Source organism: Gammaproteobacteria bacterium (genome assembly GCA_013214945.1).
Classification (GTDB): domain Bacteria; phylum Pseudomonadota; class Gammaproteobacteria; order Enterobacterales; family Psychrobiaceae; genus Psychrobium.
Genome location: JABSRT010000017.1, coordinates 1 through 21,898, shown reverse-complemented (window position 1 = coordinate 21,898; position 21,898 = coordinate 1). Strand labels below are relative to the sequence as shown.

General features: G+C 42.5%; 20 protein-coding genes and 1 pseudogene. 13 read left to right on the top strand and 8 right to left on the bottom strand.

Features of this window, described 5'->3' with window-relative positions; translation table 11 throughout:
• The first annotated feature begins 1 nt into the window (after window position 1).
• On the top strand, window positions 2-688 hold the full coding sequence (gene bioD / locus HRU23_13515) for a dethiobiotin synthase (GenBank protein ID NRA55156.1): 687 nt from the start codon (window positions 2-4) through the stop codon (window positions 686-688).
• Between the two features lie 57 nt (window positions 689-745).
• On the opposite strand, the gene HRU23_13510 is transcribed toward bioD, so the two are convergent.
• Window positions 746-985 carry a hypothetical protein gene (locus HRU23_13510; protein NRA55155.1) on the bottom strand — a complete coding sequence of 80 codons (240 nt, stop codon included), beginning with the start codon at window positions 983-985 and terminating at the stop codon, window positions 746-748.
• A 124-nt stretch (window positions 986-1,109) separates the two neighbouring features.
• Here HRU23_13510 and HRU23_13505 point away from each other — a divergent pair, with 124 nt between their 5' ends.
• The 6 genes from HRU23_13505 to HRU23_13480 all read left to right on the top strand — a co-directional run bounded on the left by HRU23_13505 (window position 1,110) and on the right by HRU23_13480 (window position 9,745).
• On the top strand, window positions 1,110-2,963 hold the full coding sequence (locus HRU23_13505; GenBank protein NRA55154.1) for a cyclic nucleotide-binding/CBS domain-containing protein: 1,854 nt from the start codon (window positions 1,110-1,112) through the stop codon (window positions 2,961-2,963).
• Between the two features lie 115 nt (window positions 2,964-3,078).
• The gene (locus tag HRU23_13500; protein ID NRA55153.1) at window positions 3,079-3,768 is read left to right on the top strand and encodes a 3'-5' exonuclease; all 690 of its coding nucleotides are present in this window, start codon (window positions 3,079-3,081) and stop codon (window positions 3,766-3,768) included.
• Between the two features lie 155 nt (window positions 3,769-3,923).
• Window positions 3,924-4,184, top strand: coding sequence for a DUF2132 domain-containing protein (locus HRU23_13495; GenBank protein NRA55152.1), 261 nt, complete (start codon window positions 3,924-3,926; stop codon window positions 4,182-4,184).
• Between the two features lie 467 nt (window positions 4,185-4,651).
• Window positions 4,652-6,193, top strand: coding sequence for a methyl-accepting chemotaxis protein (locus HRU23_13490; protein NRA55151.1), 1,542 nt, complete (start codon window positions 4,652-4,654; stop codon window positions 6,191-6,193).
• Window positions 6,194-6,301: 108 nt separating this feature from the next.
• Window positions 6,302-8,857 carry an EAL domain-containing protein gene (locus HRU23_13485; GenBank protein NRA55150.1) on the top strand — a complete coding sequence of 852 codons (2,556 nt, stop codon included), beginning with the start codon at window positions 6,302-6,304 and terminating at the stop codon, window positions 8,855-8,857.
• A 24-nt stretch (window positions 8,858-8,881) separates the two neighbouring features.
• Window positions 8,882-9,745, top strand: a complete 864-nt coding sequence (locus HRU23_13480) for a PhzF family phenazine biosynthesis protein (protein NRA55149.1) — start codon at window positions 8,882-8,884, stop codon at window positions 9,743-9,745.
• Window positions 9,746-9,822: 77 nt separating this feature from the next.
• Here the strand turns inward: HRU23_13480 and HRU23_13475 are convergent, their stop codons facing one another.
• Window positions 9,823-10,713 carry a LysR family transcriptional regulator gene (locus HRU23_13475; protein NRA55148.1) on the bottom strand — a complete coding sequence of 297 codons (891 nt, stop codon included), beginning with the start codon at window positions 10,711-10,713 and terminating at the stop codon, window positions 9,823-9,825.
• A 163-nt stretch (window positions 10,714-10,876) separates the two neighbouring features.
• Between HRU23_13475 and HRU23_13470 the strand changes: the two genes are divergently transcribed.
• The 4 genes from HRU23_13470 to HRU23_13455 all read left to right on the top strand — a co-directional run bounded on the left by HRU23_13470 (window position 10,877) and on the right by HRU23_13455 (window position 14,807).
• On the top strand, window positions 10,877-11,578 hold the full coding sequence (locus HRU23_13470; protein ID NRA55147.1) for a CoA transferase subunit A: 702 nt from the start codon (window positions 10,877-10,879) through the stop codon (window positions 11,576-11,578).
• Between the two features lie 9 nt (window positions 11,579-11,587).
• Window positions 11,588-12,244, top strand: coding sequence for a CoA transferase subunit B (locus HRU23_13465; GenBank protein ID NRA55146.1), 657 nt, complete (start codon window positions 11,588-11,590; stop codon window positions 12,242-12,244).
• Between the two features lie 40 nt (window positions 12,245-12,284).
• On the top strand, window positions 12,285-13,469 hold the full coding sequence (bktB, locus tag HRU23_13460; GenBank protein ID NRA55145.1) for a beta-ketothiolase BktB: 1,185 nt from the start codon (window positions 12,285-12,287) through the stop codon (window positions 13,467-13,469).
• A gap of 267 nt (window positions 13,470-13,736) precedes the next feature.
• Window positions 13,737-14,807 (top strand): GGDEF domain-containing protein, encoded by a 1,071-nt coding sequence (locus tag HRU23_13455; GenBank protein ID NRA55144.1) that lies wholly within the window; start codon window positions 13,737-13,739, stop codon window positions 14,805-14,807.
• Between the two features lie 61 nt (window positions 14,808-14,868).
• Here the strand turns inward: HRU23_13455 and HRU23_13450 are convergent, their stop codons facing one another.
• The 5 genes from HRU23_13450 to HRU23_13430 all read right to left on the bottom strand — a co-directional run bounded on the left by HRU23_13450 (window position 14,869) and on the right by HRU23_13430 (window position 19,457).
• Window positions 14,869-15,714 carry a cysteine-rich CWC family protein gene (locus HRU23_13450; GenBank protein ID NRA55143.1) on the bottom strand — a complete coding sequence of 282 codons (846 nt, stop codon included), beginning with the start codon at window positions 15,712-15,714 and terminating at the stop codon, window positions 14,869-14,871.
• 118 nt (window positions 15,715-15,832) lie between these two features.
• Window positions 15,833-16,630 carry an ABC transporter ATP-binding protein gene (locus HRU23_13445; protein NRA55142.1) on the bottom strand — a complete coding sequence of 266 codons (798 nt, stop codon included), beginning with the start codon at window positions 16,628-16,630 and terminating at the stop codon, window positions 15,833-15,835.
• Complete coding sequence (locus HRU23_13440; GenBank protein NRA55141.1) at window positions 16,630-17,529, bottom strand: ABC transporter permease; 900 nt, start codon at window positions 17,527-17,529, stop codon at window positions 16,630-16,632. The genes HRU23_13445 and HRU23_13440 overlap by 1 nt, the downstream gene beginning before the upstream one ends.
• A 5-nt stretch (window positions 17,530-17,534) precedes the next feature.
• A complete protein-coding gene (locus tag HRU23_13435; GenBank protein ID NRA55140.1) occupies window positions 17,535-18,560 on the bottom strand; it encodes an ABC transporter substrate-binding protein in 1,026 nt (341 codons plus the stop codon).
• 258 nt (window positions 18,561-18,818) lie between these two features.
• Window positions 18,819-19,457: a pseudouridine synthase gene (locus HRU23_13430; protein ID NRA55139.1), complete on the bottom strand. Its 639-nt coding sequence runs from the start codon at window positions 19,455-19,457 to the stop codon at window positions 18,819-18,821.
• A 226-nt stretch (window positions 19,458-19,683) separates the two neighbouring features.
• On the opposite strand from HRU23_13430, the pseudogene HRU23_13425 reads away from it, so the two are divergent.
• Window positions 19,684-20,522: pseudogene (locus HRU23_13425) on the top strand (mechanosensitive ion channel family protein).
• A 114-nt stretch (window positions 20,523-20,636) separates the two neighbouring features.
• Entirely contained in the window at window positions 20,637-21,014 is a 378-nt protein-coding gene (locus HRU23_13420) for a hypothetical protein (GenBank protein NRA55138.1), read from the top strand.
• Window positions 21,015-21,146: 132 nt separating this feature from the next.
• Here the strand turns inward: HRU23_13420 and HRU23_13415 are convergent, their stop codons facing one another.
• Window positions 21,147-21,515, bottom strand: a complete 369-nt coding sequence (locus tag HRU23_13415; protein ID NRA55137.1) for a ribonuclease E inhibitor RraB — start codon at window positions 21,513-21,515, stop codon at window positions 21,147-21,149.
• Window positions 21,516-21,898 lie beyond the last annotated feature (383 nt).

The following is a 21,898-nucleotide window of genomic DNA, read 5'->3' as shown; positions in this document are numbered from 1 at the left end:
TATGAATCACCCTCAAACACACTCCTTTTTTGTTACCGGCACCGACACCGATGTTGGTAAAACTTATGTCTGTAATTTACTGCTTGAGCAATTAAAACACCAAGGACTGCGCGCAATTGGCTATAAGCCTATTGCGGCTGGGGCGCTGTTGACCAGTGATGGTCTTCGTAATGACGACGCCGTGATCTTACAAAGTGCCAGTGCGGGTGCGCCAGCTTACGAGTTGATTAATCCTATTTGTTATCAGCAGGCGATTGCGCCGCATATTGCTGCAAAAGAGCAGGGCGAGCAAATAAGCACCGCCCAGCTGACTCATTGGTGGCAGCAGCGCCCAACTGATTATCAAGTAGAGATTGTTGAAGGAGCCGGCGGCTGGCGATTACCAATTAATGACCAGCAATGGCTGAGCGAATTTGTGGTTACCGCCAAACTTGAGGTTATTTTAGTGGTCGGCATGCAATTGGGCTGTTTAAATCATGCCTTGTTAACGGTTGAGGCGATAAAACAAGACGGCGTTAACCTCGTGGGCTGGATTGCCAATCAGCTCGAGTCACCCATGGGCCATTATCAAACCAACCTTGATTATTTAATGGACCACATCGACGCGCCATTTCTGGGGCAAGTACTCTCAAACCAACAAACTCATGCTGCAGAGCCACTGTTTAATCTGTCCAAAATTATCGATTAATTGTTTTGCTTACCCAGGTAGTAGACTAATGTCTGGTTTTTATCTGTCAGTGATGCTCTAGGATGGAAAAAAGAGTTGGTTAATGAAGCGGATCACTAAGGCGATGATTAGTAAGACAACGCCTAATCGATAGATTTTGAATTCTGTCATTGCAAAGCCGTCTTTAAGTTGGTTGACCATCACGCGGATAATACTTTGATAATCGCCGGTTCTTAAGGTGTATTTTGCTAGCGCTGTGATGACTAACAGACCGCCAAGGGCAAATAAGCCCGGTTCAAGCATTGCTAAAAATTGCATCTTTTACTCTCTTTCAATAGTGATTGTTATTATTAGGGCCGCTAATCAGATAGTTGCAACGGCTAAACGCCACTATAACCAATTTGTTCGATAATGAAACGCGACTAAAGTGTGAGGATGACACATGGCTGAAGATGTTGAAATTACAGAAATCAAACAGTTTTTATCGCAAGTAGTGCCCTTTAGCAGTTTAAGTAGCCGCGCATTATCTCGCGCTGCGACAGGCCTTAGGATCAGTTATTTTTCGGCCAGCAGTGGTCACGTCGAAATCGATTACCACAACCCACAATTGTATGTTGTGCGCACCGGTGGTTTTGAAGTGTGTGACAAGCAAGGCAACTTACTTGATCGCTTAGGGCAAGGGGAATGTTTTGGTTATCCTTCGTTACTGACCGGTGAAAACATTAATAATCGGGTGACGGTGCTTGAAGACGGTTTGGTATATTTGTTAGATCTGGAATTATTCAAATACCTGCGCACGGACTCGACCGAATTTGACCGATTTTTTAATCGGGCTCATGCCAAACGAATGAAACGCTTTAGCGCTTCGAGCAATCAAGACGAGGTGATAACCCAAAAAATTGATGACTTGATCAAGCATCAAGTCATCAGCATTTCTCCCGATGCAACGGTAACTGCGGCGGCGACATTAATGGATCAACATCGTATTTCATCATTAATTATCGTGGAGGCAGAGTTACTCGTTGGCATTTTAACCGATCGGGATCTACGGAGTCGCGTATTGGCGGCAGGCCTTGATGGCGAGGTATTGGTTAAAGATGTCATGACTCACCAACCCTGCTTTATGAACAGCAATGCGTTGCTATTTGAAGCGTCAATGATGATGAGCACCCATAATATTCATCATTTGCCCATTGTCGACGGCACGACTCCGGTTGGTATGTTAACCACAACCGATTTAGTCCGGGCGCAAAACAATCAACCGATATTTCTAATTGGTGAAATAAACCGTCAGCATAACCTTGCCGGTTTAGTTGAAATTAGTCGTAAGTTCCCGCAGTTATTACATTCATTAATCGCGTCTGATGCGCGGGCCGATCAAATAGGGCGAATTTTAACCCTACTATCTGATGCATTGACCCGCCGCTTATTAATCCTTGGCGAAACGCAAATGGGTAAGCCACCGTTTGAATATAGTTGGATGGTATTTGGCTCTGCCGGGCGGATGGATCAAACCGCGGGTTCCGATCAGGATAACGCGATGATTTTAGCGCAGCAGCCAACGACCGAACAAGCATTGTACTTTAAAGCCTTGAGCGAGTTTGTTTGTCATGGCCTTGATGCTTGTGGTTATATTTATTGTCCGGGCGATATCATGGCGCAAAATGATCAATGGCGCGTATCGTTATCGACTTGGCAAGATTATTTTCATCGCTGGGTGGCGACACCAGCACCGCAGGCGTTACTGCACAGCACCATATTTTTTGATATGCGAGTGGTGGCGGGCAGTGTCGAGTTATTTGACCTGTTACAACTGCAAGTATTAAAACAAACTAAGGGCAATCAAATATTTATTGCAGCGATGGCTGCTAATGCTGTCGCAAGCAAACCACCGCTGGGCTTCTTTGGCAAGTTTGTGCTAGAACGTGATGGTGAAGAAAATAAGGTGTTAGATCTCAAACATCGTGGGGTGGCGTTAATTAATGACATTGCGAGAATTTATGCGCTCGCCGAAGGGCTAACTGAAGTTAATACCAGTGCGCGGCTTGATCAATTACTCGGACGGAAAATTTTGAGTAACAAGGATGTCAAAAATCTTAAAGATGCCCACGAGTTCATCGGCCACCTGCGCTTAAAAAATCAAGGTGCTCAGGTTGGCAGTGGTAAAACCGCGAACAACTATTTAAAACCCCGTGATATTTCATCCTTGTTACGTCACCAGCTAAAGGATGCATTTGAAGCGGTTAACAGTGCCCAAAATGGTCTTAAAATGAAATTTACCCGTGGGATGTATTAAGCGATGTTTACGCGTGGGCAAGTTGTGACATGGATGTCAAAAAAACGCGAGTTAAATCCTGTGCTCTGCCGAGTGTTTAAAAGGGCCCAGCGATGAGCTTAAAGAAGGTACAGCTATGAGCTTAAATCTTTCTATTGGCCAGTTTAATCGCTTGCTGTTAGGGCTTAAAGCGACTGATCCAGCCATGCAGCAGTATATTGCACAAGGTTGCGATTTGTCCCAGCCCTATAACCAACTTGAGCTGTTAAGTGTCGATCTCGAAATGACCGGACTCAATGCTAAAAAGCATGAGATTATTAGCATGGGTTGGGTGCCGATTATTGCCGGAGAAATTATTTTATCACAAGCGCGGCATATTTTGGTTAAGCCGCAAGCGGGCGTCGGAGACAGCGCAACCATTCATGGTATTCATGATCATCAGCTTGATGACGCAATGCCACTCAGTCTCGCACTAGAACAATTGCTGCAAGCAATGCAGGGCAGAGTGCTGGTGGCGCATCACGGCGCGCTTGATATTGCTTTTATTCAACAAGCCGCTAAAAAACTCTATGGTCACAAATTACCCTTTGATTTACTCGATACCCTGTTACTTGAGGCTAAACGTTTACAACGACAAGGCAGTCATTACGACAAACAAAAGTTGCGGTTATATGCATGCTGTGAGCGCTATCAATTACCACCATTAAGTGCGCACAATGCATTGTCAGATGCGTTGGCGACAGCGCAACTTTTACTCGCTCAAGCAGCGGCTATTGGCGGTAGCAGTGTGCTCAGTGCTAAACAATTAATGCGATATAGCCATTAATAACTCGCCAAAATCGGTGGTAATCTCGAGCAATTTGAGCATTTATGCCATTGCTACGTACTTATAATTAGCTAATTAAGTCAAAGTCGGCTTAAGCATACATCAGCACTATTATTTGTTAGAATAACGCCAAACTCATTATGTTAAGAAAACCCATGACGACATCACAACCAAAAAACCCATTACATGGCATGACCCTTGAACAAATATTGAATAAATTGGTCGATGTTCATGGCTGGAAGGTACTGAGCAAGGAAATAGAAATTCGTTGTTTCTACAACGATCCCAGTGTTAAGTCTAGTCTTAAGTTTTTGCGTAAAACACCTTGGGCACGGGCTAAGGTTGAGCAATATTACCTTGATACCTGTCAAAGTACCTTTGTATGGCCAGAATTGAACAAAGCTAAAAAAGACTAAACTGCAACTTCTATTGCGTATCAAGTCCAAACTCAAGTCCAAACAAAAATCTAAACTACAAGGCTAAACCCTAAGATAAACTCTAAGGTAAGGCCTGCTGTAAATCCATTTTATATCATTCGAATTCATGTTCTAAGTCATAGTCTAAGTCATCTTTTGACGAAATAATTCATTGTTTAGATTATCCAAATTACGTTAAATTATCGGGGTTATCATTACTTTCGTCGCAGGTTTGCCGAAGTTGATGCACGTTCTATTATTATTTTTTTATAACGACGTTTATACAGATTCTTTTCTGGTGGTTTATTGATCTGCTTAGGGCAATATTTGCCCCACAACAAAAATAGTTGGCAGTTCCTTGATATTGATCAATTATAGCGAATTAAATTGTGGTTAAGAGCGGTGTTTATGCCATTGCTTTGAGCTACCATCGATCCTTTAAAAAGTTGTAAGTGATAGTAATAGTGATGCATAAATTTAGTAACGCCGAGGAAGTTGTATTTCCGGCCTCAGAACAACTGGTATCAATTACCGATGTTCGTGGGGTCATTACCTATGTTAACGATAATTTTGCCCGTGTTGCAGGTTATAGCCCGCAAGAGTTGATCGGTAAAAATCATAACATTGTGCGGCATCCAGACATGCCAGCGGCGGCTTTTAGTGACTTATGGCTTAAATTAAAAGATAACCAGCCTTGGCGTGGCATGGTTAAAAACAGATGTAAAGACGGTAGTTTTTATTGGGTTGACGCTTATGTTACACCGTTAAGTGAAAACGGGGTGGTTACTGGTTATCAATCGGTCCGTGTCTGCCCAACCACTGAACAAAAGCAAGCCGCTGAAACTTTTTATCAGCAAATAAATGCCGAAAAACCAGTCCGCGACTATCACGCTAATCGCTCGCTAAAACATCTGTTGTTGGCTGGCGCTGTGACAATGGTCAGTGCCGCGCAATATTATTTAACCCAAAATTTCGCCAGTCTATTACTGACTTGGTCATGCGTCGCAGCGATGTGGGCGATTTATAGTGAAGAGTTGGTGACGTTGCCAAGCTATATTAAACGACTTCAATTGCAGTTTGATAGCCCATCGCGTTTTGTTTTTTCAGGTAAAGGCTTAACAGCAATCGCCGACTACGCGTTAGGTTTATCGCAAGCACGGTTACGAACCGTATTAGGACGCAGTAATGACTACGCCAAAGGTTTAGTAACGACCGCCGACATTCTTGACGACTCATCGACGCAAACCTTGACCGGTTTGACGGTGCAAAATGATCACCTGGCACAATTATCGAGTGCGATAACTCAAATGAGTTTATCGATTAATGAGATAAGTCATAGCACGGTTCAGTCTAAAGATCATGTTGATACGGTAAACCAACAATGTATCGACGCCATTACGATTATTAATAAGACTGAAAATACGACGTCGGTCTTGGCTGACGAGGTGGCGCACGCCGCAAAGGCAGCTGCTTCATTAATCAGCGATGCCGACAACATTTCAAACATCATGACCGAAATTGGCGGCATTGCTGACCAAACCAACCTACTTGCTTTAAATGCTGCCATCGAAGCGGCGCGAGCGGGTGAGCTTGGCCGAGGGTTTGCGGTGGTTGCCGACGAAGTTCGAACTTTGGCTAACCGCACTCAAAACGCGACGGCGCAAATTCAAGGGTCGGTAGTTGCGTTGCAGCAAACATTGTCCGATTGGGCGCAAATGATGCTTAACAATCAACAACAAGCCAAGCAGTGCAGTGAACAAAGTTTATTGGCGCGCCAATCTATGGACAACATCGTTGACATGATGACGCAACTGACCGATACCTCTACTCAAATTGCGGCGACCACGGAAGAACAAAGTGTGGTGGCACAACAGATTATAAGCAGCGTTCATGTGCTTGATGAGATATCGCTAAACAATAAGAACCTGGCACAAGAATTACAGGTTAATGGCAAGATCGTGCAGCGCCGGGCTGAGGAAATTAACCAACTCAGTGCGACGTTTCAATAACCCGCTTTTAGTAACGGTTGTTTTAAGTCACGATCTGTTTTAATTAAGATTTTTTTAAATAAAATCGTTTTAACTAGAATTGTTTTTAATCAGGATTAGGCCATCGCGATGGAAAATAAAATCAAGCAATTAGGCTGTTCATGTTACGAAAACAGCGCCATTAAAAATACACTTAATATGGTATATAAGCAGCTGCAACCAGACCATTGTTTTGTTGCATCACTAAAGCCTGGCGCTGATCAAATGGACACCCTATATCACCTTGCTGCCGGTCAGCAGGGCGATAGCTTTGTTTATCAATTAGCCGGATCACCTTGTCAGCAACTGCTGAGCAATAAAGAGCTTGTCAGTTATGCTGCGGATGTCCAGCAATCGTTTCCAACGGATCGGGTGCTTAAAAAATTCAAGGCGCAAGCCTTTATTGGTAGCCTGTTGTACGACGATGACAATCAAGAAATCGGCTTACTGGTGTGTTTGTTTAAACAGCCAGTAGTAGAACATACAGCTGCCGTGGATTGGTTATTAACCTTAAGTCACATTAGCACACAGCAAGGGGGATTGACTGGGCATCAACACAGCACCAACCAATTGCTCGCCCAGTTAGAAACGGGCGAGCGAGTAACAAAAATGGGCAGCTGGCGTTGGGACATCAGTCATAATCTATATTCGTGGAGCAATGAAGTTTATCGGATATTTGAGTTAGATCCGGCGGTTGGCGATATTAGCTGTCAGGAATTAACCGAGTATGTTCACGTTGATGATCGCGCGCGGGTACTCGAAGTGCTAAGTGCTATCGCCAGTGGCAAAAAAACAGCATTTGAGATTACTTATCGAATCGTCTTAGCCAATGGTAACCACAAGCACCTACATGTCATTGGTCAGTCAAGTGATGTGCTTGGCGAACGTCCGCTATATTTTGAGGGTACGGTGCAAGATGTCACTGAATTATCTCAACTAAACTTAGATAAGCAGCTGTCAGACTTTGTGTTTAATCATACCAGTGAATCGGTGATGATCACGAACAGCGAAAACAAGATAATTTCGGTTAATCAAGCGCTGGAGCAGCTAACAGGTTATAGCCAAACCGAGCTATGTGGTCGCAACCCTAACGTGCTTTCCTCTGGGCTGCAAGATCAAGACTTTTATCAACAAATGTGGCACACGATTAATCAACAGGGTCATTGGAAAGGCGAGTTGTGGAATAAGCATAAAAATGGTCAAGTGTTCCCCGAAGAGTTAGTCATTAATCGGGTCACCAATGAGCAAGGCAATATTAGCCATTATGTCGCGATTTTTCGAGACATCTCACAGTGGAAAGCAACTGAGCACCAATTACGTTTTTATGCTGAATGTGATCCGCTGACCAAGTTAACGAACCGCCGGGCCTTTATTGAACAACTAGAGTTACACTTACAGGGCAATGGTAGCATTGGTATCAGTGCCGTTGTTTGCATTGATTTAGATCATTTTAAAGAAATTAATGATATCTACGGCAATGACGTCGGCGATTTATTGTTAGTTGAAACGGCGCAGCAACTGACAAAAATAACCAGTGAGCACGATATTGTTTGTCGCTACGGTGGCAATGAGTTTACCTTATTATTAGCATATAGCAGTCAGGAAAAAGCCAAAAAAATTGTCAAAAAAATTCAGCGCAGTTTTCATCACGGTATTAAGGTGGCTGATTTTTCTATAAATGTCACGGTAAGCATTGGGGTCGCGATGTACCCCGACTCGGGGCTAACAGCCAAGTTATTATTGCGCCATGCTAGTAATGCAATGGCTAATGCTAAGCAAACAGGAAGAAACTGCATTGCTTATTACGATGTTAAATTACAACGTCAATACCAGCGTAAATTGGAATTAAAAGAACAGTTAATTCAGGCCCTTGAACAGCAAAAATTACAAGTATTTTATCAGCCAATTGTTGATATCAGCCGTAACACTATTGCTAAGTTTGAAGCGCTCGTACGCTGGCCAGATGGCGATGGCGGTTTTATTTCACCAGAACAATTTATCCCGATTGCAGAAGAGTTTGGTTTAATTTCCCAAGTCGGTAATTTTGTATTAGATCGCGCTTGTTCAGACTTAAAGGCGCTACATCAGCAAGGTTATCAGCAAATTTGTTTTTCAATTAACCGCTCGATCAGTGAATTTTACACCAATGAAATAAAACAGCAGTCGATAGCTGCAACAATTGCAGCAGCAGGCCTGCCTTATGAATCGATAGTGATTGAAATAACCGAATCAATTGCAATGTCCGAAAATCGTTACGCTAAACAAGCCCTCGCACAATTAAGACGCAAAGGCATTAAAATTGCTCTAGATGACTTTTGTACCGGTTATTCATCGCTAAATTACTTAATTGATTATGAAATTGATTTAATTAAAATTGATCGCTCATTTGTTAAGGGCATTGGCTGTGACATTAAAAGCCAAATATTAACCTCAACCGTACTTGAATTAGCGTTAAAACTAGGACTAGAGGTGATTGCAGAAGGTGTTGAAACCGAACAACAATTGGAGTTTTTACGCCAATCGGGTTGTCACTTTATTCAAGGGTTTATCTTTAGTCCTGCATTGAATATTAACGATTGTCAGCAGTTGTTGGCGCAAGATATACTCAGTGCTTCGTGGCAAGAAATTGTTAATAAATATCGTTAATTACATCATCTAAAAGCAGAGTATATGAAGGTAGAAGTAGTTATTTTAAATGCGTTTACCCGAGATGGCAGCGGTGGTAACCCAGCGGGTGTGGTGTTAAATGCAGATTGGTTAAGTGCCCAACAAATGCAGGCTATTGCTAGGCAAGTTGGTTTATCTGAAACTGCTTTTGTGATGTCTTCAGCGTTAGCCGATTTCGCAGTCCGATTCTTTACCCCGACCGCTGAAGTTGACTTTTGTGGCCATGCCACAGTGGCGGTCTATTGCTTAATGCAACAACGTCAATTGTTAAAGGCAAAGCAACTGAGCCAAGTGACCAAAGCGGGCATTTTGACGGTAACGATCGACGCTCAAAACGCGGTGTTAATGCAATTGGCTTTACCAACATTTGGTGCCCGCTTTGCAGCTGCGCAAATTGCCGCGATGCTAAATATTTCTCCTGAACTTATTGATGCCACCCAATTACCGCTTGAAGTGGTCGCCACTGGGCTGGCTGATTTAATAGTACCGATAGTTGCTGGCGGGCTCGATCAAGTGGTGGCAGATCACCACGCAATAGCTCAGTTTTGTCGTGCGCATGATTTGGTTGGTTTTCATTTATTTGAGTTAACCGACCAACCGAATAAATTTTCCGCCCATTGCCGTAACTTTGCGCCATTGTTTGGCATCAACGAAGAATCAGCCACTGGCAGTTCTAGTGGCGCATTAGCCTGTTATTTGCATCGTCATTTACCCGACGCGCCAACAGCGTTTGTTTTTGAGCAAGGCCGCTTAATGGCACAAAGCTCACGCCTGAGCGCGGTTATTGATCATCAAGGCGCTCAAATCACCCATGTCAGCGTCGGTGGTACCGCGACCATCAGCCATACGATTAGCTTAGCGGTTTAGGATGCAGTTAGCTTAGGAGCTATTAACTTAGAGCTAGCGGCTTAGGATATTATTGGTTTTGCTCCGGCCACCGCAATTTATGTTGGATAAGCTCGACTAATTAGCTGTTTAAATTCTTGAGCGGCCAACGACAGTGGCGCGCGATGACTGGTAATTATGCCTACGCGTCGACTCACTGTCGGCTCTGCAATGGGTCGACATATCACACCTAATGAATGCAACTGTGTTTGACATAACGCAGGCATGGCACTAACCCCCAACCCCGTCGCTACCATTTGGCCAATAGTTGCTAATTGATTCGCTTCAAATTCAACTTGTAATTCAATTCCTTGCTCAAGCAGTGCTTGCTCAATCAGCTGGCGAATACTTGATGGCCGCTGCAATAATATAAAAGGTTCATTGGCAATATCTTGCCAATGAATCTCTTGTTGCTTAACCAGTGGGTGCTTGGCAGGTAAGGCAACAATAAACCGATCGGTAAACAGAGGTTCAAAATCAAGATCATCGGACACGCCAGGATCGAAAGATACCGCAAACTCAGCCTCGCCAGAACGGATCATCGCGACGCTGTCTTCTGCAATAACATCATGAACCTTGATATTTATGGCGGGATATTGCTGATGGTATTGTTGAATATGCGCTGGCAGCAAGGTGCTGGCAAAAGAGGGCATGGCCGCCATGGTTAAGGTGCCACGGTTTAAAGCAAACAAATTATTGAGATCGGAAAAAGCGGCATCCCAATCGGTTAATAACCGCTTTGCGATGGGGAAAAATGTTTTTCCCTCAGGTGTTAACACTACACTGCGGGTAGTACGGGCAAACAATTGCCCGCCGATGCTTTGTTCTAAATTTTTAATGCTAATGCTTAATGCCGGCTGCGACAAATGCACTAGCTCACTGGCTTGGGCAAAGCTACTGGTTTGAGCAATAGCTACAAAAGCTCGAATTTGTTTTAAAGTAACATTCATAAAAGTGTCGGTGTACCGAGTAAATAATAAAGCGGATTATATATTTATAAAATTAATCAATTGTTGAATTAATTAAAATTGTTAAATATATAAACATATAGGATGCTTAAACTCAACTTGATTGGTTAACTAATTCACCAATAGCAATTTGAGGAAGAGTAAAATGGCGGGTTTTAATAAAGTAGTAAATAGTTATCAAGAGGCTTTGGCTGGTCTAGAAGATGGCATGACAGTGATCGCTGGTGGTTTTGGCTTATGCGGGATCCCTGAGAATTTGATCAAAGAGATTCAAAAAAAGGGGACCAAAGATTTAACTGTCGTCTCTAATAACTGTGGTACTACTGAACATGGTTTAGGTCTGTTATTACTAGACCGTCAAATTAAAAAAATGGTCGCCTCTTATGTTGGTGAAAACGCAAACTTTGAAGCACAGATGATGGCCGGTGAGCTCGACGTTGAATTAACACCTCAAGGCACCTTGGCTGAGAAAATGCGCGCTGGTGGTGCTGGCATTCCGGCATTTTATACCGCGACTGGTTACGGTACGCCGGTGATGGAAGGTAAAGAAACCCGAGAGTTTGACGGCCGCCATTATATTTTAGAACAAGCGATCACCGGCGATTTTGCAATCGTTAAAGCGTGGAAAGCCGATACTTTGGGTAATTTAGTGTATCGAAAAACTGCTCGTAACTTTAATCCGCTAGCGGCCACCGCAGGAAAAATTACCGTGGTTGAAGTAGAAGAGCTTGTTCAGCCCGGCGAACTCGATCCCGATGAAATCCACACCCCAGGTATTTATGTCGACCGCGTTATTGTTGGTCAATTCGAAAAAATTATTGAACAACGCACCACGCGTTCAGCATAGGAGCATAACATGGCACTTACCAGAGAGCAGATAGCACAACGTGTAGCGCAAGAATTACAAGATGGCTATTATGTCAATTTAGGGATAGGCATTCCAACCTTAGTGGCCAATTACGTGCCTAAAGACATTGAAGTGATGTTGCAATCCGAAAATGGATTATTAGGCATGGGGCAATTTCCGACCGAACAAGAGATCGATGCTGATTTAATTAATGCTGGAAAGCAAACGGTAACAATGGCCGTTGGCGCTTCGTTGTTCGATTCTGCTGAATCTTTTGCAATGATCCGCGGTGGTCATGTGGACTTAACGGTATTAGGCGCGTTTGAAGTTGATTGCCAAGGCAATATTGCTTCTTACATGATCCCTGGCAAGCTGATTAAAGGCATGGGCGGGGCAATGGACTTAGTCGCGGGCGCTGACAACATTATTGTGACGATGACTCATGCTTCTAAAGCGGGCGCTTCAAAGTTATTGAGCGAATGCAGCTTGCCGTTAACGGGCAAAGGTTGCATTAAAAAAGTCCTGACCGATTTGGCCTTTCTTGAAATAAAACAAGGCAAATTTCATTTGCTAGAACGTGCTCCTGGCGTCTCAGTTGAAGAAATTATTAAATTAACCGCCGGTGAATTAGTGGTACCAGAAAATGTACCGGAAATGGTATTTTAATTAAAAATATTTACTGGCTAAAAAGGCTAAGGGAAAATATATGTCAACTCGTGAAGTTGTATTTTTAAGTGCGGTACGTACTGCAATTGGTGATTTTGGTGGCTCGTTAAAAGGCGTTGCACCGACTGACTTAGCAGGGCAGATGGTTGCTGCTGCGGTTGAGCGCGCTAACGTTGATAAAGCAGATGTCGGTCATTGTGTTATTGGTACTGTAACCCACAGCGATCGTCGCGATATGTATATGAGTCGCGTTGCTGCTATTAACGGTGGTTTACCGGTAGAAACACCCGCTTTAACGGTTAATCGCTTATGTGGCTCTGGCTTACAAGCCATTATTTCGGCAGCGCAATTATTATTGCTCGATGACTGTGATGTTGCTGTTGCTGGTGGCGCTGAATCTATGTCACGCGTGCCATATTGGCTACCTACGGCACGTTTTGGCAGTAAGATGGGCGACGCGCAAATGGTTGATCCTATGGTGGGTGCATTAACCTGTCCAATTGGCGATACACACATGGGCATTACTGCTGAGAATATCGCAACGCGCTGGAACATTAACCGCGAAGAGCAAGACTTAGCTGCGGTTGAATCGCATCGTCGCGCGCAGCATGCTACTGAGCAAGGGCGCTTTGTTGATCAAATTGTTGCGGTTGAATTAAAGTCACGTTGCGGCAGTGTTGATTATGTTACCGATGAACATATTCGTTATGACTGCACCCTAGCTGATATGGCAAAATTACGCCCAGCGTTTAAAAAAGAGGGTAGCGTTACCGCTGGCAATGCGTCTGGTATTAACGACGCCGCTGCCGCTGTGATCATGGCCGATAGTGATTATGCCAAGGCAAAGGGACTAAAACCGTTAGCAAAACTAGTGGGTTATGCCTTTGCTGGGGTCGATCCTGAAATTATGGGTATTGGCCCAGTGCCTGCGGTTAAAAAATTATTAGAAAAAACCGGTATTACAAAAGATCAGATTGATGTGTGGGAGGTTAATGAAGCATTTGCCGCTCAAGCATTGGCTGTAGCTCGTGACTTAGAGCTAGATATGACAAAGGTTAACCCTAATGGTTCTGGGATCTCGCTGGGTCATCCCATTGGGGCAACGGGCGCGGTCATTACGGTTAAAGCTATTCATGAGTTGCAACGAGTACAAGGTAAATATGGCGTTGTTACTATGTGCATCGGTGGTGGACAAGGCATTGCAGCATTGATTGAGCGACTGTAGCCCACTGTTTTAATAGCAAATAGCAAATAGCAAATAGCAAATAGCAAATAGTTGAATTTTGCTGATTTTAAAACCACGATAACAGACTTGTTGTCGTGGTTTTTTGTTTTATCGCCTTAAAACTATTTATTTGTATTAGGATAAAAACACTATAATTTTATTTTAATTAGGCATATAGTATTTAATTCATAACGGTTTTGTACGCAACGTACCCGTTAAGTAATAGAGATTTAAAATGGATTATAAATCGAGAATTGGGGAAGGGAATTGAAGTTAACCGATCAAAGCCTTATTGAACAAATGAAGATCACTTCGTTTGAAATTGCGCAGCGCAAAGAACTATTGAATCTTACTCATGCAGATTTAGCCTTATTAAGCAGCCATAAGCTGATGGTTGAAGCTAACATCGATGACATGGTGTTTGAGTTTTATGAAAATCAAACTCAAGTTGATGAAATATCCTTATTAATTGGCGACGCTGATACTTTGCAGCGTCTACAATCGGCGCAGCGAAAATATATTCTCGATTTATTTTCAGGCAATTACGACGACGAATATGTTAATAACCGACTGCGTATTGGACTAGTCCATAAACGAATAGGGGTTGACCCTAAGCTTTACTTGGCCAGTGTAAGACAACTAAAAGCTGTCGTCACAGAAGTATTATCCGCATTTATTCCCGATCATGATCAATTAACAGCAACCTTAGTGGCGCTGGAAAAATTATTCTATTTTGATATAACTTTAGTGTTCGATACCTATATTGATACCATGGTTAACGAAATTAAAATTGCCCAGAAAAAGACTGAAGATTACGCCACCAGTTTGGAAGCGGTAGTGGCTGAGCGTACCCAAGAATTAAAAGAACAAGCCCAGCTAGATCCCCTAACCAACATTTACAACCACCGCGCATTGCATGAATTTTTGGGCCGCGAGCTGGCGTTATCACAACGAAAGAAAACATCAGTATCATTAGTTTATTTTGATATTGACCATTTCAAACAGATCAATGATACATGTGGTCATGTCGTTGGCGACGAAGTGCTCAAGCATTTATCGCTTTGCATGCTTGGTAGTATTCGAGTGGTTGATTATGCTTGCCGTTATGGCGGTGATGAATTTTGCGTATTATTACCCGATTGCTCTTTAAAAGATGCCGAAGGAGTGTGCCAAAAAATAATCGATAAATTTGTTAATAAATACCCTGACTATTCAATAAGCATGGGCATTGCTGAATCAACCTACGAAACTCAACTAGAATCGGAAGAGTTAGTTCAACAAGCCGATAGGCAAATGTATTTAGCAAAAAAAGAGCTAGGTTGCCAAGTGTGCGCTTAAGAAACTAGCTTATTCGATCAGCTAGTTTTAAGGCTAGTTTTTAAGGTGAGTTTTTAAGGTATTAGCCTTTAGATTTTGAAAAATAATTTAAGCACTTACTGCACAAACACTGATCCAAAACTCTAATGGGCTCAGTTATTAGCTCCGGTTCTACTCGAGGTTGGTTAAAACACCAACACGTTGATCGCCCAGCGCTAATACCACATTGATTACGCTTGAGACACTGCGGGCAAACTAGCTCACTGGCCACTTGTGATGGCGTGGCAGCAATATCTAGTCCAAGTTCATGCCGAGCTCCATCTGAGTGATTAAGTTCGCTCTTGTTTAACTCCTCAATCATCAGCGCTAACCTTGCTATTTTTACATTGGACAGCTGCCGATAGTCAAAATAGGGACACACAATTACGCGTTGCTCGCGGTTAATAGCGAACTCATCATCTAACCAATCTAATGTAACCGTTAATTGACCACTGGCTAGCAGCGATCTGGCATAAGTACGACCGATAATAATGTGAATGCTCGGTTTGTTTGTTTTAAGCGTTTTATTGTTCAGCTCTTTATCATTCAGTTCGTTATCGATAAGGATTTTGTTGGTAAGCTGGGGCGGGCTAAAAAATAACGCGGTGTGCGAATTAGTTTGCAGCAGGTGATGGTCACGAAAAATCTGCCAGGTTGGTGCCAAGCTCGAAAAATTGAACTGGGATGGATTAAGCGCATAAAGCAGTTTAGCGTAAACATTAAAAACTTTACGCCAGCCATTGCCACATTGCTGGCCAATAGTTGTTATTTCATCTTGTACTAGCGGGCTAAATTGCTGTTGACTGCAGTAGGGCTCAATGGGCGGTCGGTTTGCTATATATACTGCAATGTGGTGTTGCGCGCAGCCGAGGCCATGTTGGTGCTTCATGAGGTAATCCGAAAATTGCGTTAAATCAGTTCAGCGTCAATGATACCAAATTCGTTAACGTCATAACAAAAAAAAGGAGCCGAAGCTCCTTAATTATTATCTTAGCTTAACTTGGCCGTTAGCCGAGCAGTAAACTGTCGTCACTTAACTCAGCACCATGTTGATTTTTCTTAAATAAATCAAGCAAATCACTTACGGTTAAACCTTTACGATCTTCACCACTAACATCAAAAACCACTTTGCCTTCGTGCAACATAATAGTTCGGGTGCCCACTTCTAACGCCTGCTGCATGCTGTGAGTAACCATTAATGCGGTAAGCTTGTTTTCTTCAATAATTTCACAGGTTAGCTCAATCACAAAAGCTGCCGTTTTAGGATCAAGCGCAGCGGTGTGTTCATCTAACAGTAAAATCTTGGCCGGCTGTAAGGCCGACATTAACAAGCTAATAGCTTGGCGCTGACCACCAGAGAGTAAACCAATTTTATCTTTAACTCGGTGTTCTAAGCCGAGCCCCAAACGTGCTAATTGCTTTTTAAATACCGCTCTGTTTTTAGAATTTAGCGCTGAACCAAAGCCAGTTTTTTGACCACGGTACCAGGCCAGTGCCATATTCTCTTCAATGGTCAAATTCTCACAACTACCCGCTAACGGATCTTGAAACACCCGTGAAATAAGCTTGGCCCGCTTCGAGGTTGACCAATTGGTGATATCAGTATCACCGACTTGGATTTTACCGCTGCTAATGCTTACTTCACCACTCAGCGAATTAAGCAATGTTGACTTGCCCGAGCCGTTACTGCCAATCACAGTAACGAATTCACCTTGATTAATCGTGATATCTATTCCACGAACGGCACGCGTTTCTAATGGGGTTCCTTCACCAAAGGTGACTTTAATGTCTTGTAAATGGATCATTAATTTGAGCTCCGGCTACGTCGATTATTAAATTTAGCTTTTAACTGCGGAGCAACAATAGCTAGGGTAACTAGAATAGCAGTGACCAGATTTAAATCTTGAGCTTTTAGCCCGATAAAATCAGCATAAAGGGCCAATGCAATCGCAAATCGATACAAAATCGAGCCAACAATACAGGCTAATAACGCTAACAATAAGGTTTTAGGATGAATAATAGCTTCGCCACCAATGACCGATGCTAGGCCAATAACAATCACCCCAACGCCCATCGTAATATCGGCACTTCCTTGGCTTTGCGCAAACAAACTGCCGGCTAAACCGACTAAGCCGTTCGACACCGCCATACCAAGAATAATCATGCGGTCGGTATTAATGCCTTGTGCACGAGCCATACGAGCGTTAGCACCAGTCGCACGCATTGCTAGACCAGGTTGTGAATTTAAAAACTTGAGCAAGATAAAAAACACAATGACCACTACAATCGCAAAAGCGAGTGGGGTGGCCATATAATAAGGCATGCCCCATGTTTCAGTCGGTGTTAATACCGTGACATCGCCTAATAAGGCAACATTTGGCTTACCCATAATGCGCAGATTAATTGAATAAAGTGCAATCATGGTTAAGATCGAGGCCAGTAAGTTCAAAATACCGAGTTTGGTATTAAGGAAAGCGGTGACGGTACCCGCGCACATGCCTGCACCGAACGCGGCGAGGGTTGCTAACCAAGGGTTAACACCTGACACGATCATAATGGCGCTAACGGCAGCTCCCAGCGGGAAGCTCCCGTCAACGGTTAGGTCGGGAAACTCGAGTACTCTAAAAGATAAGAAAACCCCAAAAGCAACAAGTGCAAATACCAACCCACTTTCAAGCGCACCAAGCGCTGCTATCATAGACATTAAAATTACTTCTCTTGTTCGGCTGCGGCTTTTCTTTCAGCGTTAGTCATTGTTTTTACGATTTGTTTGGCTGACTTAATGAAATCTTCAGACAAAGTAATACCCATCGTTTTAGCGGCTTCAGGGTTAACGTATAATTCGGTCTTATCAACGCCTTGAGGTTGAATATCACCAACATTTTTACCATTTAAAATAGCAACCACCATTTTGCCAGTTTGACGGCCAAGATCGTAGTAGTTAAAGCCTTGTGCAGCAATAGCACCACGCTTAACGGTATCGGTATCGGCAGCAATCACCGGAATGTCTGCTTGAGCGGCTACTTTGATCACGGCTTCAAAGGCTGAAACCACGGTATTATCAGTAGGCACATAAATTGCGTCAACCTTGCCAACTAATGAGCGTGCAGCGGCTAATACATCAGAAGAACGTGGCGAGCCAGCTTCGACGACAGTCATGCCATGAGCCGGAGCGAACTTTTTAACGAGATCAACTAAAGTCGCTGAGTTAGCTTCACCTGGGTTATAAATAACGCCCAGTCGAGTCGCATGTGGCACGATAGTTTTAACCAAGGCCATGTGGCTATCAATCGGTGATAAATCAGAAACACCGGTAATATAACCACCGTTGGCATTGTCCATTGATTTGACTAATTTTGCGCCAACTGGGTCGGTAACCGCTGAAAATACTAATGGAATACCGCGCGCCGAAGATGCAAGTGCTTGGGCTGATGGCGTGGCAATGCCAACGACAACATCAGGTTGTTCGCCAGCGAATTTCTTGGCGATTTGCGCCGCAGTTGAAGGCGCGCCTTGAGCACTTTCAAATGACAATTTTAAATTTTTTCCCTCGGTATAACCCTGAGCGGCCAATTCGTCTTTTACGCCATTGTGAACCGCGTCTAATGCTGGGTGTTCAACAATTTGGGTAATGGCTACGTGTTTTTGGCTGGCATAGGCAGTGTGGCCAACCAGCGGTAACACTAAAGTGGCTGAAACTAAGATACTTAGAAGTGAACGTCTTGTTAAATTCATGAAAACCTCGTGTTGTTTTTGTTTTAAATTATTTGTCTAGAATAGCCCAAAGAAATGAACGATGGGAAGCACTATATCTAAAAAAATGATTAAATTTATCGGCTTTTTTGGACAGCTTGTCGGTAATTCACACTAACTGTTCAGCATGTGAACACAGCGAGGAGGTAATTGGATAAAATAAATACGAAAAGGCTGAGGTGGCATTGTGCGTAAAGGGTTAAATTTTTGAGGTGTTAGCTATAATGTTTAAAGAATTAGCTATATAAGTGCCGCGTCAAAATTTGGTAGTGTAACAACATCACCGGCGAGTAAGTTATCGATATGGATGTCGCCAATCCGAACTCTGACTAGTCTTAATGTGGCAAAGCCAACTGCAGCCGTCATTTTTCTTATCTGACGATTTTTCCCTTCACACAAAGTGATAGATACCCAACTAGTAGGGCCATGTCTCGGATCTCGAATTTTACGACCACGAGCAGGGAGTTGAGGCTCACCATCTAGCTTGAAAGCTTTACAAGGCAGGGTTAAATATTTAGTGCCATTAATACCAATCTCAACACCATTTTGAAGCAGAGACATCGCTTCTTCAGTAATCGTGCCATCGACTTGCACGTAGTACTCTTTCTCTATTCCTTTGGATCTGACTTTGTGGCTCATCATACCGTCGGTTGTGAGTAACAATAAGCCTTCAGAGTCGTGATCTAGTCGGCCTATCGCCATCGTTTTATCGGGGAAGTTATATAGCTCGCCTAATAGATGTTTCTTCTTGCGTGATTCCGGTACAAACTGACTTAAAAAACCATATGGCTTAAATATTTTGAAGTGTTGGTGATTTGGGCTTGGCGCAGCGAGTTCTTTTAAGCTGATTGAATTAGTGATTGAATTTGTGGTTGGCATTAAAGAAAGCTTTGATTGTAAAGTCGAAGAGGTATCGCATTATACAGTTAGTCTGGGCCAGATGCCCAGCGCCACTACAAACAACAACGGTAAATCGCTATCGCGAAAAAGCGAGTGATCATATGCTTAATTGGTAGGTGTAATCATTTTTTATGCCGGACATTATATTTTTCCGATAAGTACCTGTTATTATATCAATATATAAACCCCGTCCAATGAGCATCTTATAATGAATAGCGAAATCGAACAGTTTGAAAAATATTACGCCATGTTAACTGAGTACTTGCTGACCTATAGTGCACAGTTCGTTGGTGCTATTTTCATTCTATTGATTGGATTGTGGGTAGCTAAGAAGTTAGGCGCGGTTGTGTTTAACATCATGAGTCGTCACAACGTCGATATTACGCTCACAAATTTTGTGAGCAGTGTCGTTAAAGTGCTGCTGACTATCACAGTTGTTATTATCACCTTAGGTAAAATTGGCATTAGTGTTACGCCTTTTATTGCGGCGATTGGCGCGGCATCGCTAGGCGCAGGTTTAGCCTTACAAGGTATGTTGTCAAACTATGGTGCAGGCCTTGCGATTATCGCGACGCGACGCGCCCGTTTGTTGTTGGCGATACGATTGAGGTTAAGCATGTTTGCGGGCAAGTTAAAACGATTGAATTAGGTCATACCATTTTGATCAATGAAGACAACGTTGAAATCACGGTACCCAATAAACACATTGTTGGCGAAATAATACATAATTCGTTTAAGTTCTCACTAGTTAAGGGAGAAATTGATATTAGTTACGACGCAAATTCTGACGATGCAATTAGCCTTATTGAGCAAGTATTAAACGAACACGAATTGGTGGCTGAAAATCCCAACGCTCAAATTGGCATTGAATGTTTTGCGGCCAGTGGTGTGACAATTAGCTATCGGTATTGGGTCCCAACGGCCAAGATAATAGAAACAAAGTTGGCCATCAATAATGGCGTTTATAAAGCAATGAATAATGGCAACATTGAAATACCTTTCCCACAACGTGTTGTAAGGGTTAGGCAAGAATCTGACGATTAATGAAGTACCTAATGATTAATCACTTGCATATTTCAGGCTGAAACATTAGTTTAAGGTCTCATGCAAAAAGATTATATTTTTTATAACGACGCACCAACTGGAGCTTAAATCACAGTGATACAGTTTTCTTTTATTCCCCTTAAAAAACTAACAACTGACGCCTTAAATTCACTCGAAACACGCTATGAATTAGAAGAAGAGGTTAAGCTAGATAACGTGCAGCAACTTCATTTATTTGTCTCATGTTTTGGCGGAAAAATGAACGAGGAGGGGTTGAAAGATGTTACCGATGTTGATGCTATATGGCGTATATCTGGAAAACTTAAGCCATTTAGTGAGTCTGAACTAGACAGCTTTTATGAAAAGTGGCTAGCATTATCAAAACGAGAAAATAATATCGATGAGTTTTGTCAAATGGTGTCTTTTAATAGCTTTTTATTAGAATTAAATAAAGCTAAGTTCAAAGTAGTATTACAAAACTCTGCACAATAATACTGATCCAGTATTGTCAGTAGGTCTATGTAATACCGGCATTTGATCCCCTTAATGTTAGCCGTTTTTAAGTTGATTTAGCACAGAGCGAATTAGTACTCTGTGCAATGTGTAAATCGATTAATCGAGCGTTTATTGCTCAGTAGGTCCAACATCCATACCATCGTATGAACCCAGTCCATTTTCATGAGCAAAAATATAAAACTCATCATTTGTCTTATCAAGAGATTTACTATTATGAATTTCTATTTTTTCCACATGTAAATAAAATGAATCAGCCTCATTCTCATTTTCTTTTTTAGCCTGAAATATATCAACTACGGTGTAACCCATCAATAGAATTTTAGGAATAGCCAATTCTAATTTATTAGGATCATCATCAGCAAAGAAATACCCCCAAAGAAGTGGTTTTGATAAATCCCATTGACCATGCTCGGCAATGTCATTAAACATTTCGTCGAGCTGCTCAATAGTAATATTTTTGTTCGGTATGTTAGCCATAATTTTTCTCTTCAGAACTCAAGTTAAATCTTAATAAGAAAAGTACAATAATTAATTTTGATACTGCACTCTTCTAAACTTATAACGACACGCCCTGAGGTGGACGGCCAGTAAGAAATCGGCTTATTATAGCCCGAATTCAACATGCAAGTGCACCACAAGCAGTAAGATATTCTAAATGAAAGCATTCGGGTAAATAGGGCTCTAGTCACCTTACAAAAATCAGTTCTATAAAAACACTAAAACAAAGACGAAAGGAGATCAGTTAGTAACCAATTTATTCAAGAAGTTTAGCCGTCTAAATTTTATGGGTGATGAGATGGACGCTCGCGCAATCGGCGTCAATGCGCCAAACTAGATTTGAGTCTTAGTTAATTAACGGA

What these genes read in the sequence shown, in the direction of transcription:
- HRU23_13490 (NRA55151.1), top strand. Translation starts at nt 4,652, where the DNA reads ATGCATAAATTTAGTAACGCCGAGGAAGTTGTATTTCCGGCCTCAGAA.
- HRU23_13465 (NRA55146.1), top strand. Translation starts at nt 11,588, where the DNA reads ATGGCACTTACCAGAGAGCAGATAGCACAACGTGTAGCGCAAGAATTA.
- HRU23_13430 (NRA55139.1), bottom strand. Translation starts at nt 19,457, where the DNA reads ATGCCAACCACAAATTCAATCACTAATTCAATCAGCTTAAAAGAACTC.
- HRU23_13495 (NRA55152.1), top strand. Translation starts at nt 3,924, where the DNA reads ATGACGACATCACAACCAAAAAACCCATTACATGGCATGACCCTTGAA.
- HRU23_13445 (NRA55142.1), bottom strand. Translation starts at nt 16,630, where the DNA reads ATGATCCATTTACAAGACATTAAAGTCACCTTTGGTGAAGGAACCCCA.
- bktB (NRA55145.1), top strand. Translation starts at nt 12,285, where the DNA reads ATGTCAACTCGTGAAGTTGTATTTTTAAGTGCGGTACGTACTGCAATT.
- bioD (NRA55156.1), top strand. Translation starts at nt 2, where the DNA reads ATGAATCACCCTCAAACACACTCCTTTTTTGTTACCGGCACCGACACC.
- HRU23_13505 (NRA55154.1), top strand. Translation starts at nt 1,110, where the DNA reads ATGGCTGAAGATGTTGAAATTACAGAAATCAAACAGTTTTTATCGCAA.
- HRU23_13475 (NRA55148.1), bottom strand. Translation starts at nt 10,713, where the DNA reads ATGAATGTTACTTTAAAACAAATTCGAGCTTTTGTAGCTATTGCTCAA.
- HRU23_13480 (NRA55149.1), top strand. Translation starts at nt 8,882, where the DNA reads ATGAAGGTAGAAGTAGTTATTTTAAATGCGTTTACCCGAGATGGCAGC.
- HRU23_13440 (NRA55141.1), bottom strand. Translation starts at nt 17,529, where the DNA reads ATGTCTATGATAGCAGCGCTTGGTGCGCTTGAAAGTGGGTTGGTATTT.
- HRU23_13435 (NRA55140.1), bottom strand. Translation starts at nt 18,560, where the DNA reads ATGAATTTAACAAGACGTTCACTTCTAAGTATCTTAGTTTCAGCCACT.
- HRU23_13415 (NRA55137.1), bottom strand. Translation starts at nt 21,515, where the DNA reads ATGGCTAACATACCGAACAAAAATATTACTATTGAGCAGCTCGACGAA.
- HRU23_13485 (NRA55150.1), top strand. Translation starts at nt 6,302, where the DNA reads ATGGAAAATAAAATCAAGCAATTAGGCTGTTCATGTTACGAAAACAGC.
- HRU23_13500 (NRA55153.1), top strand. Translation starts at nt 3,079, where the DNA reads ATGAGCTTAAATCTTTCTATTGGCCAGTTTAATCGCTTGCTGTTAGGG.
- HRU23_13450 (NRA55143.1), bottom strand. Translation starts at nt 15,714, where the DNA reads ATGAAGCACCAACATGGCCTCGGCTGCGCGCAACACCACATTGCAGTA.
- HRU23_13470 (NRA55147.1), top strand. Translation starts at nt 10,877, where the DNA reads ATGGCGGGTTTTAATAAAGTAGTAAATAGTTATCAAGAGGCTTTGGCT.
- HRU23_13510 (NRA55155.1), bottom strand. Translation starts at nt 985, where the DNA reads ATGCAATTTTTAGCAATGCTTGAACCGGGCTTATTTGCCCTTGGCGGT.